The sequence below is a fragment of the Vibrio alfacsensis genome, from assembly GCF_019670485.1.
In the GTDB taxonomy this organism is placed as follows: domain Bacteria; phylum Pseudomonadota; class Gammaproteobacteria; order Enterobacterales; family Vibrionaceae; genus Vibrio; species Vibrio alfacsensis.
Genome location: NZ_AP024166.1, coordinates 308,270 through 328,208 on the forward strand (window position 1 = coordinate 308,270; position 19,939 = coordinate 328,208).

5 protein-coding genes are annotated in these 19,939 nt (G+C 44.1%); all 5 read left to right on the plus strand.

The window, feature by feature from the left end; translation table 11 throughout:
- Positions 1 to 610 precede the first annotated feature (610 nt).
- The 5 genes from VA249_RS16085 (at position 611) to VA249_RS16105 (ending at position 19,698) form a co-directional block, all read left to right on the plus strand.
- Positions 611 to 11,863 carry a DUF11 domain-containing protein gene (locus tag VA249_RS16085; protein WP_221072193.1) on the plus strand — a complete coding sequence of 3,751 codons (11,253 nt, stop codon included), beginning with the start codon at positions 611 to 613 and terminating at the stop codon, positions 11,861 to 11,863.
- A gap of 67 nt (positions 11,864 to 11,930) precedes the next feature.
- Positions 11,931 to 15,446 (plus strand): hypothetical protein, encoded by a 3,516-nt coding sequence (locus VA249_RS16090; RefSeq protein WP_221071564.1) that lies wholly within the window; start codon positions 11,931 to 11,933, stop codon positions 15,444 to 15,446.
- 9 nt (positions 15,447 to 15,455) lie between these two features.
- Complete coding sequence (locus VA249_RS16095; RefSeq protein WP_221071566.1) at positions 15,456 to 16,361, plus strand: OmpA family protein; 906 nt, start codon at positions 15,456 to 15,458, stop codon at positions 16,359 to 16,361.
- Between the two features lie 78 nt (positions 16,362 to 16,439).
- Positions 16,440 to 17,288, plus strand: coding sequence for a mechanosensitive ion channel family protein (locus VA249_RS16100; RefSeq protein WP_221071568.1), 849 nt, complete (start codon positions 16,440 to 16,442; stop codon positions 17,286 to 17,288).
- 361 nt (positions 17,289 to 17,649) lie between these two features.
- The gene (locus VA249_RS16105; protein ID WP_221071570.1) at positions 17,650 to 19,698 is read left to right on the plus strand and encodes an EAL domain-containing protein; all 2,049 of its coding nucleotides are present in this window, start codon (positions 17,650 to 17,652) and stop codon (positions 19,696 to 19,698) included.
- The last annotated feature ends 241 nt before the right edge of the window (positions 19,699 to 19,939 follow it).

Sequence of the window (19,939 nt, forward strand, 5' to 3'; positions counted from 1 at the left end):
TGGTATGAAGCGCGACTTTTAATATTTTTCTCAATATTAATACAGCGTTCGGTTAATGGCGACCGTTATCTTCTTGTTTGCGCTAAACAAGCGCTGAGTTGCTAGATTGCTCACGGTGCATTACCCAGTGTGAGTTTTGAATTTGTTTCCAGTTAATATCAAGATTGTGATATTAGTTGAGTATTTTGTGCGTTATATGTGTTTTTTATTAAAATTCCTTTCATTTCAGCTACATTGAAATGTAAAGCAGGCAAAGTATGCCATCTGGTTGAATATTACTATTTCCCTGGCATTGAATACGGAAACGGAGACGATGATGCTTATGATTTGTCTGCTCTTAGCTAAAAATTCAGGATGTTTGTGAAGATGCAGAATTCAACGCTTTGTTTGAACCTGAATGGAAACTGACAGAAACGTGACATATCGGTTGTCTATATTGTCAAAAATATGGCGCTTGATTTTTGACGTTATTCTTAGCTTCGAATTAAATCAATGAATAATAGTACTCCCAAGTCATTCTCGGTGAGCATGTCGGTCGAGATTAGTTGGGTATGATCATAAAAAGTGGGAAAGTTCTGTGACCATCGTTCAACGTTATCTAGCCATATTCATGCTGACTTTTTTCGCCTCAGCCCATGCGATAGCAGCTAATGAAATCGACATTTCTTTTAGCCCTACGTCAGGAACCTATTATGAAAATGGGCAAGTCATCTCATATTCGATTGAAGTAAGCAATACAACAGCGAGTATCGTTAGAGGTGTTTCGGTCACGAACGCTATTTGGGATGTCATGTCGGGCTCTAGCGCTGCATTTAGCAACATTGCGATAAGTGATTCACATACCCTTGGTTCTAATTCGGGGACCTATAAAGACAATAACGCAAATTTAGACGTTGTTGGAGCAAGCCTTCTCCCATTTGGTCGAATCACCTACCAGATCGAAGCGACGGTGGCAGATGATGCCGCTGGTGATATTGTGCTAGGCGGAACGGTTGTAAAAGCTCAGATTGCAGGTGTTGAACAAACCTATGAAAATAAAAAAGAAATCACATTTACACCTGCCGAGTATAAATACACCCTCGATGCCATTGTAACGCCGTCTGAGTACGAGGTAGGAAAGGCATTGCGCTATACCTTAACGGCGACCAATACGGGGATATTTACCGTTCGAGGATTAGATATCGAACAAGCGTTTAAATCTTTGACAGGTGAAACGCAATCAGGCAGTTCGACCTCACCATTTAGTGATGTTTCTATTACTGCTGTAGCGTCTTCTGGGAGTGATCCGGGTACTTATTCGACATCAGATAACTTATCGGTTCAAGATGCGATGATTTCAGTCGGTGGATACGTTACTTATACCATTACTGCAACGGTCGCAGATGACCTCGTTTCGAATATTATTACTAACGCAACCTCGACTACTCGCTCTGGAACGTTAGATAGTAATGAGCTCAACACGCCCCCTGCGAGACCAGATATTGAACTGTCACATCGTTTACTATCGACCACGCCATATTTGATCAATGGTGTGGTAAATATCGAAGTAAAAGCCACAAACACCAGTGGTGGTATCGCGCATGAATACCATGTAAAACAAAACATTCAGGATATTGTGTCAAGCAATGGCTTAGCGAATGATCTGTCTAACAATTTTGATCATACTGATGTTGATGGTAACCCATTTTCAACATGGGATGTCACTGTCACTAATATCGGTGGCCAATCCCAATCTTCTTATCAAAGCGGCCCTCAAACGGATGTAGATTTTGATGATACGGTATCTATCTATCCTGGAGAGTCGATCACTTACAACATCAAAGCGACTTTAACATCGATTACGATCGGAACACTTCAAGGCTTTACAGCTTCTGTTGTGGATGAAGCTGGCACGATTGTTCAAACCGCTACGGTCTCCGACACGGTGGATGCAGAAAAAGTACTCAGTGTCTCTGATTCTGATATCTCAATATCTAAAACGACGAGCGCAAGTGAATACGTGCCTGGTGGCGAGATTGAATATGAAATTACGGTGACCAACGGCTCATCAAAGTATTTTGCTAACAACCTGCTGGTACAAGACAACTTAACTTGTGTGATTACGGAGCAAGCGGGTGGTTCGGGTGATGGGCAAGCTTTTGAAAAGTGGAAAGTTGACGTTCTCTCTGGACAAGATTCGAATGGCTCTGATCCAGGTAGTTACAATTATGGAGCGTGGAGTTCTAATCCTATCTCTCTTACTCCGGATATTGCGCCGGGACAAACCATAAAATACAAGCTGACGGCGAAAACGAATGACAGCAGCATGGGCTTGATTTTGGATAATGATCCAAGTTGTTCTAGTGACAATGTCACGGAGGAGGGGTCGGGTGTTCAAACCCCTGATGATAACCTGCGCGCGGGCAAAGATGTCGATAGTCGTTTCTATTCCTCCGGACAAGCCCTGACTTACACCATTACTGTCTCGAACGATGGCGATGGTTTTGCTGACCAAGTTCAAGTATTGGATGATTTATCAGCGGTTGAAACTCAAGACATTAAAGGAAATACGATCCCTGCATATTCTGATTGGACGATCACCGCCCATGCATATAAAGAGGATGGCAGTGATGCGACTGCCTCAGATACGGGGATCACGGGTGAAATCAAATACCCAAATAATCTCAATGTTATCGCAACACTTCAGCCTCACTCTTATATTGAGTACACCATCGTGGCACAGACCGATCCTGTGGCGAATGGGCATATTCAAAACCAAGTGACTGTCGATGGGTCTGTTTATGCAGACCGAGGATCAGATCCTAGAGACTTCGCGATCGAATTAGACAAGCGAGTAAAAACGAACACCGATACGGGTTTTCATGCAGAACAAACGGCGTATTCAAAATTAGATACGGAAGTGACGTATGAAATTCGGTTAAAAAATGCGAAAGAAAATGGTTACGCTACTAATGTCAAAGTGAAAGACACGCTATCTACGATTACGGCAGGTATATTGGAACCGGATGGTGTGACTAAACCTGTGTTTAAATCGTGGCAAATTAGTGCAGAGATTAAGTCCGACGATCCAAGATTGGATGGGAATGCGACATACACCGATGTTGGGGCATTTTCAGACAACATTGATCTGGATACCACCGCACAGATCCCACCGAATGTCGAGGTGATTTATACGATTGTAGCGCAGATCGATCGTACTAATGAAGATGAAATCATTTTCACACGGTTTAACAATACAGCAGAGATCAAAACACCAGACTCGACCGTTCAATCTTCTGCGACTGATACTGCAGTTGTTTATCCACATGATCCAAAAGTAATTGTGGCAAAAACCACGCCGAATGATGAATTCATTCCTGGGCAGTGGGTTAACTTTAAGGTGACCATTGTAAACACGGGACCTGGGTATGCGAATGAAGTGCGTGTTACCGATGATATTATTGGGCTTGGGGCTTTCTCTGAATGGACCATCACCTCTTATACAGATTCCAACAACTCACCATTTAAAACGGGCAGTAACGCGGGCTCGAAGCGCGATTATCCAGACAATGGCAACATCAATACTCGCATCGACATTGACCCTAGAATAAATGGCACTGAGGGGTATGTGGTCTATGACATCAGAGGCAAAGTCAAAGCGGATTATTCACAAGATGAAATCTCGAATACCGCTGAAATTTACGATCCTGCTACAAACCTAAACCAATCATCTTCTGCAGAAATTGGGGGGACATCAGGTGAAAAGCTGAATGTGTCCATTCTTAAAACGGCAGACAAAGTGCGTTTCTCACCTGGTGATGACGTGACCTATGAAATTCGCGTTCTGAATAATGGCTCTAACCCAGAGACAGGCTTGAAAGTGGTCGATCTTTTAAATGAGATCCGTGCGGTGCTTGCTAATGACAAAGATGATCACTATGCCGATCTCTATGATCAAAAACCATTTGAGTATTGGCAGTTTGATTTTGGGTCAGGTTTTCAGGCTAAAACTAACGAAGATTTTGTTTATCCTCCGGGCAACGCCTCAAATACGATGACTCTCGATGCAGGGGAGTTGCGTACGTTTAGAATTAAAGCGCGTGTTAAGGATAACGTGATTGGTTCTCAAGATGCTGGAGGTAGCTTAAATAATAAGATTGAAAACGATGCGTACATCTATCGTGATATTGGTCAGGTAACAGAAGAGTCGCACGTTTCTCATCATGAAATGGAGCGTGCTGATAATGGTGGGGATGTGGTCCGCAAACTGCTTGTTAACGGTGTTGAGACTCAATTTTATTCTCCGGGCGATACGTTAACGTATCAAGTGACCGTATCTTCTCAGACTGGTTACGTAAATAACCACGGCGTTTCAGAGGATATTGAAAGTGTTAAGACCCAACTGCTTGATGGAACACTAGCAACCCCATTTGAGACGGGCTTTACCGTTGATGTGTCTAAAAAAGATTCGAATGGTGGTCAAGGGACAACCGATGGCACATTAGATGGCACAGTTGCAGATAATCAGAATATTGATACAACAATCGATGTGGCTGGTGGCGATTCCGTCACATTCGAAGTTGAGGGCGTAGTACGAGAAGACGCGGTTGGAACCATAACGATTGGCGGTATTACCGTCGTTCCTAATAGCTATCATCTGTCATTTACCAAAACAGTTGACCAAGTAAGCTACGAGCCGAATCAGCCACTGGTATACCGCTTGACGATAGAAAATGACGGTAAAGGCAATGCCTACAATATCCCTGTGGTTGATAATTTGTCGTCTATTGAAACCGATTTGATCGACGGCACACGGGGTAAGGCTTTCGATTTAGGTTGGACGATTGATCAACGCATAGTCAGTGGCAGCAGCAAAGCAATCATGGATTTAGATGGTTCGATTGCAAATAACAAAGACATTCGTACGCACGCGTCGATCCCCGCGGGGACCAAAGTTGAATACAAAGTCACCGCAACGGTCAATGAGAAAGCGATTGGCGAGATATTGAACTTGTTAACCGTTGATGGTGATACCGTCAGTGCTGAAACGAAAGCTTCGGCAGAAAAGTTCAATTTTACGAAACACGTAACGCGTATTTTTGATAGTAATGGTACGACCGAGTTGAATGGTGGGTATACACCTGGTGGCTACATTGAGTATGAAATTACGTTAAAGAATCTTAATAACGTCCACATCAATGATATGCCGATTAAAGATGAGATCAGTAAAATTCAAACACAGTATCTTGATGGTACGGTTGGAAGAGCATTTGATTCTTGGACGATTACAACGGCAGTCGATGCAAGTGGTATCAGTGATGCTGGGAGTGTAACAAACAGTAGTGATATTGATACCCAGTTTAACTTGGCGGCGAACAGTTTTGCTTCGGGTGACACTTTTGTCGTGTATACCATCAAAGCGAAAATCAGTGAAAAAGCAGTAGGTCAAATACTGAATATTGCGGTGGTAGATAATAAGCAAAATTTAGTTTCAGAACCCGTTAATATGCTTCCGGCTAAAATTACGAAGTTGCATAAAGCGTTTACTGACAACTCATTGTCTACTCATAAAACAACGTATAACCACACCAGCGATGGTAAAAAAGTGGTTTATCACTTGAGAATAGAAAATAACGGTAAAGGATTGGAATACAACAAGTCTTTGCAAGAACTGTTTTCTAAAGTCAAAGTTCGTATTGCCCAAAATGCAGCAGGCGAGGCGGATAACCAAACCTTACCAGCTTTTGAACAATATGGTTGGGATGTCACCGTTACAACGTCAGGAGAAGCAACGACAGACATTGGTGGTTATACCGGTGGAACAAACTCTGACATTGATATCCCGATATTGTCTATTGCCCCTGGGGGATGGATTGATTTTGTGATGGAGTCACAGGTCCGTTTTGATGCCCTTGATCAGATAGTCGCGAAACCGAAGTACAATGGTTCGAACTTTAGTGCGGCGAAAATTATTCCAGATAGTGCCAATTTGACGGTAGAGAAAGCGATCGTCTCGATAGCGGGTAAGCCATATGCTACGAATGATACTTACAAACCAGAAGATGAGGTGATCTACAAGTTTACTGTTGCCAATACAGAACCTGTTTGGCGCGATCAAACGGTGATTCAGGACATCATATCGAATGTGCGAGTTGAGGTAATTGGCGGTACGACTAAGTCGGCATTTTCTGATACCGATATCACTCATACGTTTACTTCAACAGGTACAAGTGGCAACCAAGATACCTACGTTGGATCTTATGACCGTTCTGATGACTTAGATCTGCTGGTGGATATTGCCCCTGAAGAAGTGATGGAATTCACCGTTAAAGGGAAAATTCGTCCGGATGCACTCGGTGACATCGATGGCAATACCGGTAAAGCAGGGAATCATACGGATACCACGGAAATCATTCCGCCAGTCGCACCTTTACTGACATTTAAAAAGCAAGTAATAGGCACGACATCGGATAGTAACACGTGTACTTTCCCATCCGATGATGGCGTTGGTTGTCACTACAATCCGAGTGGTCAAGTTCAGTACCAAATCACCGTAAGAAACGATGGTGAGGGCATCGCAAATGATGTAGCTATCGTTGATAAACTCAATGAAATTTATACCCAAGCCGCGACACCTACATTGGCGTTTTCTGGTTACAGTACATCCATTGTTTCTGCGCCATCACCTGACCGATTTTCAATTACAGGCCAGTATCAAGGTAATGTTCCACTAGATGCCGTGTTCGATCTGATGCCGGGCGATGAAGTGGTATTTGCTCTGGACGGCACGGTGGCTGTTGATGCGCTTGATGACATTGTTAACGTTGCAACCGTTAATGGGGTAGACAGTAATAATGTCACTCTCGCACAGGGTGATTCTAGGATTATTGCGCAAAAATCTACGAGCACCCCAACGTATACACCAGGCTCTACGATCAAATATGAAATTTTGATTCGTAACGAAACGGATAGTAACCAGGAAGTGAATGTTGAGGACTACATTGGCAGCTTCACGGTAGAAACGGCAGATGGATCCCAACAACAAGCGCTAACCGCTTGGAATATAAAGGCGGAAATTTTAAGTGATGGTAATGGGCAAACCAAGATTGATGAGCTGAAAGCGTTAGAAAGTGTACCGAGTCCCGATATCAACAATAAGATCGAACTGGGTGCAAAAAGTGCTGCAGGTGATGTGTATTCCCTCGTTCGAATTCAAATTGAGGGTAAGGTTCGAGATGACGCCGTTGGTAAGTTCACCAATAACGTCAGTATCGATACTAAAACGTATAACTTGCGCGAACAGTTTATTTACCCAGAACCAGGCAATTTGGAAGTTTCAAAGGTAACAACCGATCCCGCTGCTATTTATCATCCAGGAGAAACGATTGGGTTTGATGTAGAAGTTCAAAATACAGGGGGCGGTTATGTAACGGATGCACTGATCGCCGACCTTTGGAAAAACATTAGAACAGAAAAAGCGGGCTCGACGTTACCCGTGCGTGCTTTTGACTCTTGGTCAGCAACATCAGTGAGTGTTGATGGTACAGATCCAAAGCTGACTCAACCTATTGCAGGTTCTGAAGTGACTGGAGATGATGGCTATCAAGTCCGTTACAACATTCATCCCAACCACACCGTCAAGCTTCATATTGAGGGTGTCGTTAAGGACGATCTTGTTGGCGACATTACTAACGTCGTTGAGGTCACGGATTCCAGTGGAACTCAAACTGCGGATGCCACCTATGTTGCGGCAACTGCGGAGTTAACCGTCTCAAAAGTGGTGGATAAAGCCCAATATGAATCAGGAGATTCACTGACTTATACCATTAAGATTGAAAATACCACGAACAACTGGGCAAATGATGTTGAAGTGAAAGACCTCGTTAATGACATTACTTCGACCAATGTGACAGGGGCGACGGTCATCGCGTTTGAGTCGGGTTCGATTTTCTTTAATGCCTCATCAAAAACAGGCGAAACTAAATTTCCGGCGGCCACTGGTGAATTTTTAGATGGTAGTTTGGACATAGGTCCGGCAGATGAAGTCACGATTACCGTTGAGGGGCAACTTGATCCGGAAGTCGTCGGTGATGTGACGAACACTGTTGACGTGACTTATAACGGTATAAAGAAAACCGCAGAAGCGACCAGTACCGCTAAGATTCCAGATCTGACGTTTACTAAAGAGCCGATGGTAGAGTTTTATAGCCCGAATCAATCTGCTGGGTACATTTTAAAAATCGTTAATGAGGGGAACAGCTACGCAAACGACATCAACCTCAAAGATGAGATTGGTGCATTATCGGTTGCGACGATTGACGGTTCAACGAATCAAGCGTTCTTACAATGGGCGGTTCAGTATGTCACAGGCAGTTCATTAACCACGGTTGATAAGAACGAGTTAGTGGTGAATCAAAATATTGATTACAACATCGACCTTGCGCCTAGAGACACCATAACTTTGTATATTGTTGGACTCGTTAATGGTGAAGCGACTGGCGATATCATTAACCAAGCAACGCTTAATCATAATGGTAAAGACACCACGGCAACGGCGACGTTACAACCTCGTCCGGGCGATATTGTCATCGAAAAAACAACGGATGAACGTTACTACCAACCAGGAGAGCTCTCAACATTCCGAGTTAAAGTGACGAATAATGGTTCGGGTTTTGCCGCAAATGTGCAGTTAGAAGATCTTATTTCCGAACTAAAAGTGGAGACCTCCGGCGGGGCAATAGAATCCGCGTTACTTGATTGGACCATTGTGACGACCAAAGGTGATCCTCGCACGAATATCGAAAAAGTAACGGGGCCGAACCAAAATATTGATACACGTTTAGATATTGCGCCTAGCGATACAGTTGAATTTGCTATAACAGGTACGGTGAATAATAGTGCGGTGGCAAATATCGTGAATACGGCAAGTGCTGAATTCGGCGGTGCAATATTGGATGCGACAGCAACGCTAGAAACTCTCCCAGAAGAGGTGTGGATAGAGAAAACTGTCGAATCACCGACATATATTCCGGGTGAGAATGCTGTATTCCACGTTCGTGTTTATAACGGAACGGACGGTTTCGATAATGACATTAAGCTTGAAGATATTTTGTCAGGCATAAAAGCCATCAATATTCACGGTGTCAATGAGCGTGCATTTGAGAGTTGGACGATTGAAACCACTACGAATGACAATCGTACAACGGTTACACCGATGCCAATGGATGATCAAGATATTCGTTCTGTGATTGATATTGCGCCGCATGACATTGTTGAATTTACGATTACGGCAAAAACCAACCCATTAGCCGCGAGTGAAATTACCAATATCGCGACGGCAGATTTGAATGGTACAACCCAACAATCTAGCGCAACCATTCAGCCTCAGTCACAAGGAATCTCAATCGAGAAAACGGCAGATACGGAATACTACGTGCCGGGAACTGAAGCGACATTCCGCGTTAAGATCAAGAATGAGGGGACGGTGCCAGCAACCGATGTTGATGTTCAAGATTCGATCAGCAGCCTAGAGGTCCTTCGACTTGATGGTACTAGAGTTAAAGCGTTTGATTCTTGGCGAATTGACGTGAATAAAAACGATCCTGAAACAGAAATCACCAACATACCAAGTGTGAATTCGGATATTGAATCAACGCTAACTATCGCAGCAAACGACGAAGTGGAGTTCGTTATCACCGGTCTTGTTAATCAATACGCGACAGGTGAGATTGAAAATACAGCGAGCGCGACATTCAGAGGTGAAACTCAGGACGCAACTGCAACACTGTTTGCCATGCCAGAGTCCGTCAAGCTTGAGAAAACCGTGGATGACGAATATTACCGTCCAGGTGAAAGCGTGACTTATCACGTGGTGTTAAGTAATGAATCCGGCTCGTTTACTGAAGAGATTGTCCTTAAAGATCTGCTTTCTGAACTTAAAGTAAATACGATTCATGATACCGAAGAAAGTGCCTTTACTTCTTGGAGTATAACCAGTTCATACAGCGATGACCGTACCATTGTCTTGCCACAGATCCAGGGTGACAACTTGGATGTGAATAGTCGCGTGATTCTAGCGCCAAATGACACGCTAGAAATTGAAATCACAGGTGTGGTGAACGCCGACGCGATGGGAGAAATTACCAACCACGCTTATGCCTACGATAAGTCAGAAAGCGATGTATTGGCAGACGATTTTGTCACTATCAAGCCACAGCCTATCATCTTGTCGGTAACGAAAGTGGCGGATAAAGCAGAATACACCAACGACGACGATGAAATTACTTTCACAATGACGGCGACCAACCGAGGTTCTGCGGATGCAGAAAGCGTCAATCTGTTGGACGAAATCGACAAGCTTATTGGTAAAAATGGCAATCCATTGTTCACCACATGGAAAGCGACCATCACCGAGCTCAAGTCTGGTGTTGTGGTTTCTGTCGATTCAGATAGCAACGTCGACTCGAACCACACGATGAAAGCTTACCAAGGCAATGAGTACGAGATAGTAGTAACGGGAGAAATCAATCAAGGCATTGATGATGACTTTACTAATGTCTTCACGGCGACGGCATCCACTGGAGAAACAGCATCTGCGAATGTCACGATCAAGGTTAAGAAGCAAGCCTACAACGAAGGCATGCTAAAAGTGACCAAGGTAGCGAGCAAATCAGAAGCAAGTGTGGGCGAAGTCGTTGAGTATGAAGTCGTCATTACCAACGAAAATGATAATCCATTCACGGGTGTGCGTTTGGTTGATCGCTACCCAGGTGGCTTCGCTTACATCCTAGACTCGACAGAGATGGTCAACAGCGGTCCTGATGGCGTATTTGATACTTCGGATGACATCCAAATCACCGTAGAGCCAACGAAAACCAATCAATTGTTTTTTGATGTAGGTGATATGAACATCTATGGCAAAGGCGACTCAAAAACCGCCGATGCCGTTCGTATTCGTTACCTAATGCGCGTGAGTGTCGGGGCAACGTTTGGTGTTTATACCAACACGGCTTGGGCGGAAGCGCCACCTGCAGAGAGCTTCTCAGCACAACGCGCGACGACCTCTTATGTGGTGAAATCGAACCTTGCTAGTGCGACGGTAGAGGTGATGCCAGACAAGGTATTCGATACCGCTTCTATTATCGGCAAGGTATTTGAAGACCACAATGGCGACGGTTTCCAAGCCGATGCGACCGCGGATGATATCTACATCGATATTGACTTAGCCGTGGGTGAGTACATTGCTGGTTCGACATTCATTATACAGGATGGCGTTGAAACTCAACTTAAAGACGTGAATGTGACACAGCAAGACCAAGATGTCGTGATGTCGAGTGTGGACAAAGGTTATGAAGTCGATGAGCTGTACGGCCTGTCTCGTAACCGTACCCTCGAACACAGCAACAAAGTGGTGTTCCAGTTTAATACACGAACTCGCCAAGGTTTCCCGTTCAAGGTGATGACGGATAACGGCACGCACATTGAGTTTGATAAGCAAGGTAACGCGATTACCAAGCACAAAGGAGATAAGAAAAAAGGCTTGTCGGCAGAGAACATCGACGTGGTGAGAAACCTCTACCGAGATGGTGACCATTACCTTTGGGAGATCATAGTGGAGAACAAGGGGATTTACGAGGATGGTATTCCGGGTGTTCGCTTGCTTACCGTCGAAGGCATCATCATCGAGACAGACCAATATGGTCGATACCATGTACCAGATCAGTGGGTGTTGAATAAAAAAGGCAAGCAGTTTCTAGTTAAGGTGGACACAGACTCCTTACCAACAGGCATGAAAGTGATCAGTGAGAACCCGAAAGTACGCCGAATCACACCAAATAAACTGACGAAATTCAACTTCAGCATCAAAAGCAGTGGGGATGATTAACCGTTCGCAGTAAGACGTAGGCTGTGTATCACGCAGCCAAGCACTCAAGCGGTTAAGCAGGATTATTATGATTAGATTTAAACAATCAAAACTGACAATGTGTATCGTGGCTGCGTTGCCAATACTTTCGTACGCGAAAGACACCAGCCAATTGGAGAAAATTGACAGTGACTCACTGGGTATTGAAGTAAAAGCTCACGAACAAACGGATAACTCACGTATCTACCTAGACCAAGGTGCGATTTGGGTAAGCCGCGACATCATGCGATTTGACCCAGTTCTCGACCTGAGCATTAGCAGTGATGTTGAAGTGAAAGATGGCAAGCCATTGCAAGAGATGAGCTTCGCTATCACAACCAATTTCAGCTACTACGTTGACCATTACCAACTGGAGGTCTTCCGTGGTGGTGACCGTGGCTTGGTTGACCCTTTAGCAGTGGTAGAAGGCCAGCAATTTGCGAACGATTTCAATATTGTTTGGGATGGCACTACCGACCAAGAGTATCAATTTGAATCTAACACGCAGCTGTTGTTCCGTTTAAAAGCTTTCGATAAAGACGGCAATATGGACGTGACGACGGTTGGTGTGATTGACCTTGTCGAGCCAGATTCTGAGGTCGATATCGATAAGAACGACGGCGAAGAAGAGCAAAGCCGCAAGCTCGGTAAAGCTCAGTTGATGCGTCACAATATTCCTACCTCTGCGGGTCTAGCTAGATTCATGGGTACGGGACTAAAAGGCGTTGATAAAGTCGTGATTGGCGAAGACGAGTTTGATGTGGAAGAGGGCGAGTTATACGCAGAACAATACTTGCCAGCAGATGCGTACCTGTTCCCAACTCGTGTGGTATTCGACAGTGGTGAAGAGCGCCGCTACCAACTGTACGTACGTATTCCTGATGAGTATTGGGTACAAGCGGGTCTTGCGGATTTTTACATCGGTAAAAACAAAGTGACGGGCAACTCCGCCGCATTAGCCGTCGACGAGCAATACCAAGATGACATCTACAATCAAGGCCGCTTAGCGTATTTTGGCCAAGGTAAGTTCGGTGATAAGTTAAGAGTCACTACTCATTTTGATACCAAAGAAAGCGATGTGCGAGACATGTTTAAGCACCCGTTTGCCTCAGATTCCTCCAGCGTATTCGATATTCTAGAAGACGATGATGAAATGTACTACGGCAACTATGGTGACAGCTCGAACATCTACAAAGTGGTGAACACCAAAGGTAAGGTGTACCTCAATGTCGAATATGATAAATCCAATATATTGTGGGGTAATTACAACACAGGTATTACCGGTACGGACAATAACGATTACAACCGAAGTTTGTACGGTTTTAAAGGGGATTACCGCACACGTTCGACCACAAAGTTCGGCGAAGATCGTCTAAACATCGTTGGTTTTGTGGCTGAATCTGATTCACTCTTCGCTCACGATGAATTCCTAGGTACTGGTGGTTCGTTATACTTCTTGCGTCATGGTGAAGTAGTACCGGGCAGTGACAAAGTGATGGTGAAAGTTGTCGACCCAGACAGCAGCATCACTGTGCAAGAAATGCCGCTGCAATCGGGACGTGACTATGAAATCGACCCGTACCAAGGTCGCATCATTCTGACCAGACCGCTGAACAACATCATTTCGGATAACTTTGGCACTGTCATCAACGATCAACCATCGTCTGGTTATGATAACTATCTTTCGGTGGACTATGAATACGTCCCTCAAGGCAGTGATGCGTTAGACGCAATGACCGCTGGTGGACGCGTGAAAGGTTGGGTGAACGACTACATCGGTGTGGGCGCTAATTACCAAACCGAAGAAAAAGACAACCAAGATTACGAAGCGTACGGCACGGACTTAACCTTGCGTGCAACCGAGGGTACGTATTTGAAAGCCGAGTTCGGGCACAGTAAAGGTCGTCAAACCGATTCCAACTACGTTTCTTTCGATGGCGGTTTAACCTTCACTCCAATTGGCAGTAACGCGGAAGATCGTGAAGGTGATATCTACCAAGTCAAAGGGGTAATGAACCTTTATGATTTAGCACCAAACGTCTTTTCTGCGGTGGGTAACGATGTAAAAGCTTGGTACAAATCTAAAGACGCAGGTTACAGCTTTGCCAGCCAAGATGACGACCTAGAACAAGAGTCTTACGGTACTGAAATTCGTTTCCAAGCCACTGACCGAGTTGCTGTGAAGACGCGTTTTACCTCTATTGAAGAGCGCGAGTTAGATGGTGACTTGAGAACCGATACCCAGCAAGCGGAATTGGAAACGCAAGTTAAAGTCACTAAACACATCAAGATTTCGGCAGCGGGTAAACAAGTTGAAGAGCTGAACAATGAGGATGAAAAAGGCAAAGGCACCTTAGCGGGTCTGCGAGCTGACTATATCTGGGACAGCGACAACAACGTGTACATCAAAGGCCAGAAAACCGTAGGCCAAACCGACGAATACGATGAGAATGATAGCGTCACGCTAGGTGGCGAAACGCGCATTCTAGAAGACTTTGTCGTTGGTGCGGAATACACCACTGGTGATCGCGGTGATGCTGCAGAAGCGAGCGTGACGTATGACGTAACCGAAGATTACAGCACCTACTTAACCTACGTAGACGACACTTACGAAGGTAAAAACAACGTGATTGTTGGTCAACGAGCAGACCTGACTTCAACGGTCGATTTCTACCAAGAAAACCAATTTGTAGATGAGAACAACGGCAAAGGTCGTATTGACTCGTTTGGTTTTGGTTACGACATGAACGACGACATCGACATGGGTATCGGCTATCAAAAAGGCGAAATTGAAGACGACCAGAAGATCACCACAGAGCGCCAAGCCGTGAGTGTAAGCACTTCCATCGATGTAGATGACGTATTATTCAAGAACAAAGTCGAATACCGTGTCGACAAGACCGATGATTCCGCCGACCCAGATAAAAAACGTGTCGACCAGTGGGTGACGACTAACCGTTACACGCATCATCTAACGGAAGAGTATACCTTGTTTGGCAAGTTCAACTACTCACGCTCAGAGAGCAAATCGAGCGATAAAGTGTTGGCTCGTTTTATTGAATCGACCGCAGGTTTGGCATATCGCCCAATCTACAACGACCGTTTGAACGTCCTCTCTCGCTACACGTATTTGGTGGACTTCGACCAACTTAACCGCGATGTGGATTACAAAGATGAAGAAAGCCACATCATCGAAATCGAAGGTATCTACTCGTTGGATGCAAACTGGGATTTAGGCGCGAAATACGCGTTTAAGAACAAGCATGAAATTTTCACTCGTCAGTCAGGCGAAGACATTCCAGTCGACAGTAAAATTTCTCTCTACGGTTTGAGTGCCTCTTACCGTGTTATGAAAGACTGGGACGTGACCGGTGAATACCACTGGAAGACGGACAGCACCTACGACGAATTAGAGCAGGGCGCATTGGTTTCGGTTAACAAACATTTGAGCGACAACTTCAAAGTCGGCGTGGGTTACAACTTCTCAGGCTTTGATGGCAACCTAGCGAATGATGACGATTACGACGCATCAGGCGTGTTCATTAACCTAGTTGGTAAGTTATAAGAGGGCGATATGAAAACGACGATTCGTTTGTTAAGCGGCATGATTGCAGGGGTAATATTGGCAGGTTGTTCGGCAGATGCGTATGTAAGCCAAGAGAACCGAGAAAAGTTTGCCGATGTCAATGTCTCCAAGTTTTTGATCAGTGAATGTTTAGCACCGCAACGCGAAATCCATATTGCGATTGCCGAGCATTTCGATTTCGATAAATCCATCATTCGTGAAGCTGATGCGGCAAGCCTAGATGCGTTCATCCGTGATATTCAAGGTTTGAGTGGACGCATTACGATTGTTGGTCACACCGATTTTAAAGGCTCTGACGAATATAATGAGAAGCTGTCTATGCGCCGTGCGAAATCGGTAGAAACGTATCTACAGCAACAACTCGACCCAGATCAATACGATTGGGAAGTGAAACACTTTGGTGAGTCGCAGCCGCTAGCGTTGGGGACATCGGATCAAGCTCGCGCCGAAAACCGTCGTGCTTACGTGATGTTTGAAGAAGCGAAGAAGTACGAAGAGATGCCTTTCTGTGAGCCGCCAAAACCAGAACGTAAGGTCTACATGGCGATGACACCACACTTTGATTTCGATAAATCGGAATTAAAACCGGAAGAGCTTTCACAATTAGATGATTTCATCGCCAAACTGCAAGGTTTAGAGGGTAGCATTATGGTGGCTGGTCATACCGACCAAGTGGGCTCGCTCTCTTATAATGAACAATTGGCGGAGCGAAGAGCGCAAACCGTGGTGGCGTATCTCAAGACGAAATTCGATCCATCGCAGTTTGTGTGGGAAGTAAAAGCCTTTGGTGAGCTTCAACCTGTGATCAACGAAGAATCTCCAGAAGCGAACGCTTTAAACCGCCGTGCGTTTATCGTATTTAAAGAAAGCGAATTGGGACAACCGACTGAATAATTTGGTAAGGTTGTCGTCTCATGAGCGAGTCTCAAGTGTTAAGCCGCTAAATATCCAAACTAAACAGGGAGTCGGGTAATGGAGAAAGTGCAGTTAGTCGTCGATTTTCTTCTCACTCACAAAGTCGTTTTTTCCGCACTGATTTTAGTGTTTGTTATGCTTCTTCGCCGCTTTATTCTGTCTAGAATCCGTGGCGACGATGCCTTTATCACCGAAGAACAGCGCAACTGGATGTCAAGAACCAAAAATGGCACGTTTGCGATCACATTGATTGTTCTCTTTATATTATGGCAGTCTGAAATCAGCGAGTTTGCCCTGAGCCTTACTGCGATTGCGGTAGCCGTAGTGGTGGCTTCAAAAGAAATTATTCTTTGCTTTACTGGGTCCATTCAGCGGGCGAGTTCACGCTCATTTCGCATAGGTGACTGGATTGAAGTTGGAAAGTTGTGTGGGGAAGTGATTGAGCACAATATGATGGCGACGGTGATTCAAGAAATCGATCTCTATCATGGTCAATATCACTACACCGGTAAAACGGCAACGTTACCAAATAGTATGTTTTTTACCTATCCAGTGAAAAACCTCAACTTTATGAAACGCTATGTTTACCATGATTTTTCGATCGTGGTGCGAGATTTTGTTAATTTGTATCCACTCCTGCCGCTTCTTACCAATAAAATTGAAGAACACTGCAGCTACTTCGCAGATGTCGCGCACCGCTACAATGCGATGATAGAAAAGCATGCAGGTGTGGATCTTCCGGGGGCTGAGCCGCATATCCATATTTCAAGCAATATCAATGGTGAGCAGATCGTGCATGTCATGATCTTTTGTCCAACAGATAAAGCCAATCATCTTGAACATTTGATTCGTAAAGATTTCATGGAGCTGTATGAGCAAAGATTTCCTATTAATGTAGAGCACTGATTTATATAAACAAATGCCCCCTAAACCCAGCGCAACGTCCTTACTTTTAAATTGACGTGTGTTGTTATTGATATTTATTGTAACGACAACGAATTCAAATGGAACGGGGCGCATATAAGCGTTAAATTATCCTTACAACCTTTCAGTAAAGAATGAGCAATACCGGTTGCTTGTTATCCAAAGTTTTCAACTATAAATTCATACAAAGTGTTGACTAATGAAGTGAAACACTTGGACTTCTTTTGAGCTGAAATACTAGGGAAACTGGCTTACATCGATGTGAATATATCGTTATTGCAGTGGTTGTATAAACAGCGGTTTTAACCGCGGACGAATTTAACACTTAGCAATAAGATGGCTCATGCAAACGCAATCAGGCTCAACATTTAACCGTTCTCCAATACAACACTTTTCTGAGATTGCAAGTTCTTGGCGTGATAGCTCCAAATCTTACCTAACAGACCTAGCTTCGATCGCTCTGTTGCTACTTCCGCTCACTTTATCTAATGCATTGGCTATTTTTCTCGGTCACGTATGTCGAGTCTCGGGGTTAGCAGAGCTATCACAATTGTTGTTCCATGTTTCGGATATTTTAATAAACCTTTATCCGAGTGCATTTTGTGTCGTTGCAGGCTACTACCTGTCGCATAAAACCAACGTATCTAGTGCCGTATTTATCATCTATTCGTTGGTATTGTTCTATTTAGTGTCGATAGAAAACGGTAGCTTATCAGCAACGTATATGCTGCCGAACAATCCATTGATTGCGTTGTTAAGTGCCACGCTGACGTACGTCTATTGCACGATCTTTAAGATACGACTATTAGAGCCACAAGCGTTGGATTTTTCTTCGCGATTGCTAAAACACGTTGCGCACTTTTTCTTATTTGTGTTGGCAGCCCTTGCTTTATCTCAATTTATCTCTGTGGCTATGACAGGATTCGGTGGACTCATTGATGGATTAGCTGCCGATCCTTTAACGTTACAAGGTGGGCTTATCTACCAAACCGTGTTGGGGTTACTCGGCTCTATTGGTATTAATGGCCACAACTTGCTGTTTGGCATTAAGCAACAAATCTATGCTGCGACTCAAGCGAATATGACAGCGTGGCAAGCAGGTGATGCCACGCTTAATGTTATCAGCCAAGGTTTTTATGATGCCTTTATGTCGATGGGGGGATCAGGAAATAGCATTAGCCTATTACTGTGTGTTTTGCTGTTTGCAAGAGAACGCAATCATTTGATGTTGGCACTTGCCGCTACGCCTTTGGTAATTTTTAATATCAATGAAGTATTGCTATTTGGTTTGCCAATTATCTTCAATCCTCTACTGATCGTGCCATTTGTCTTGGTGCCGCTTGTTAGTTTTCTTGTTACCTACGGCTGTATCTCATCGGGTTTAGTCCCTCCGGTTGAAAACATTGTGAATTGGATGACACCGCCTTTATTCAGTGGCTATGTTGCGATGGGGAACCAAATTGAGGGTTCTTTGCTTCAATTGGTTATCATCATCTTGGGTGTAATGATTTACCGACCATTTTACTTAGCGTATGCAGGAAAGTTTTCAGCGCAGTTTCGAGCCAATAGTGCCTACACAGGTATAGAAACATCACTTTTTAAAACGCTACTGAATAATGTTCGAGACTCGAACAATACAAGTATCAGTAAGTCATCGGCGCAGAAACGTTTAACCAGCATTTTACGTGAGGGTGAGTTGGTGATGTTCTATCAAAAGCTGCAATCGACAAAAGATGTGAATGTATTCTCTTACGAGGCTTTACTTCGCTATATCGATAAGGATGGGAAGTTATGCCCTCCAACTTTTATTGCAGATTTTCAGATGCTGAATTCAATGCCTTTGCTCGATAAATTGGTTATTGAAAAAGTGTTCGCTGATATGCAACAGATGACATTATCAGGAGATAAACGAGTAGCAATCAATATTTCAGTGGCGACGATAGAGCAAGAAGAATTTGTACCTCACTTATTTGCGAGGTTGGCACACTACGGTATTTCTCCAGAATGGCTTGAAATTGAGATAACAGAAGAAGCCATTTTGAGTAATAAGTTCTTTTTGCTTAAAACTATGGAGGCACTACAAGCCAAGGGAATCCGCATCGCGATGGATGACTTTGGTGCTGGATACGCCTCGTTTCCACATTTACTTAAATATCCATTTGATAAGATCAAACTTGATCGCTCTTTATTATTAGACGCAACGGATCAAAAAGGTAAAGATTTGTATGGCCTAGTTGCACAACTTGGCCATGTAACACACTGTGAAGTAGTGGCAGAAGGGGTAGAAACCCTAGCTGAGTATGAGTTTGTAGAAGCATGCGGTGTGGATAAGGTTCAAGGGTACTATCTTGCGAAACCATGTCCGCTTATACAAGTCTTGCTAGAACAGTAACAGGTCATACCTTTCTATATTTCCACAAAAAATGATTGGAAATAAAAACTTAGTCGCTATAATGTGCGCCCTTTTGCTTAGCACGTCATAATATATTTTGGCAAGAAGCATCAGTATTTCCAAAGGCTTAAAGAGGTGTACAGGTAACTGGCACCCTTTGAATTAGGGAACAAACAACAAACTGAGCTCAATCGGTTTGTTGAGTGACTACTCGCAACGTTGAACGAACAACGCTTTGTTA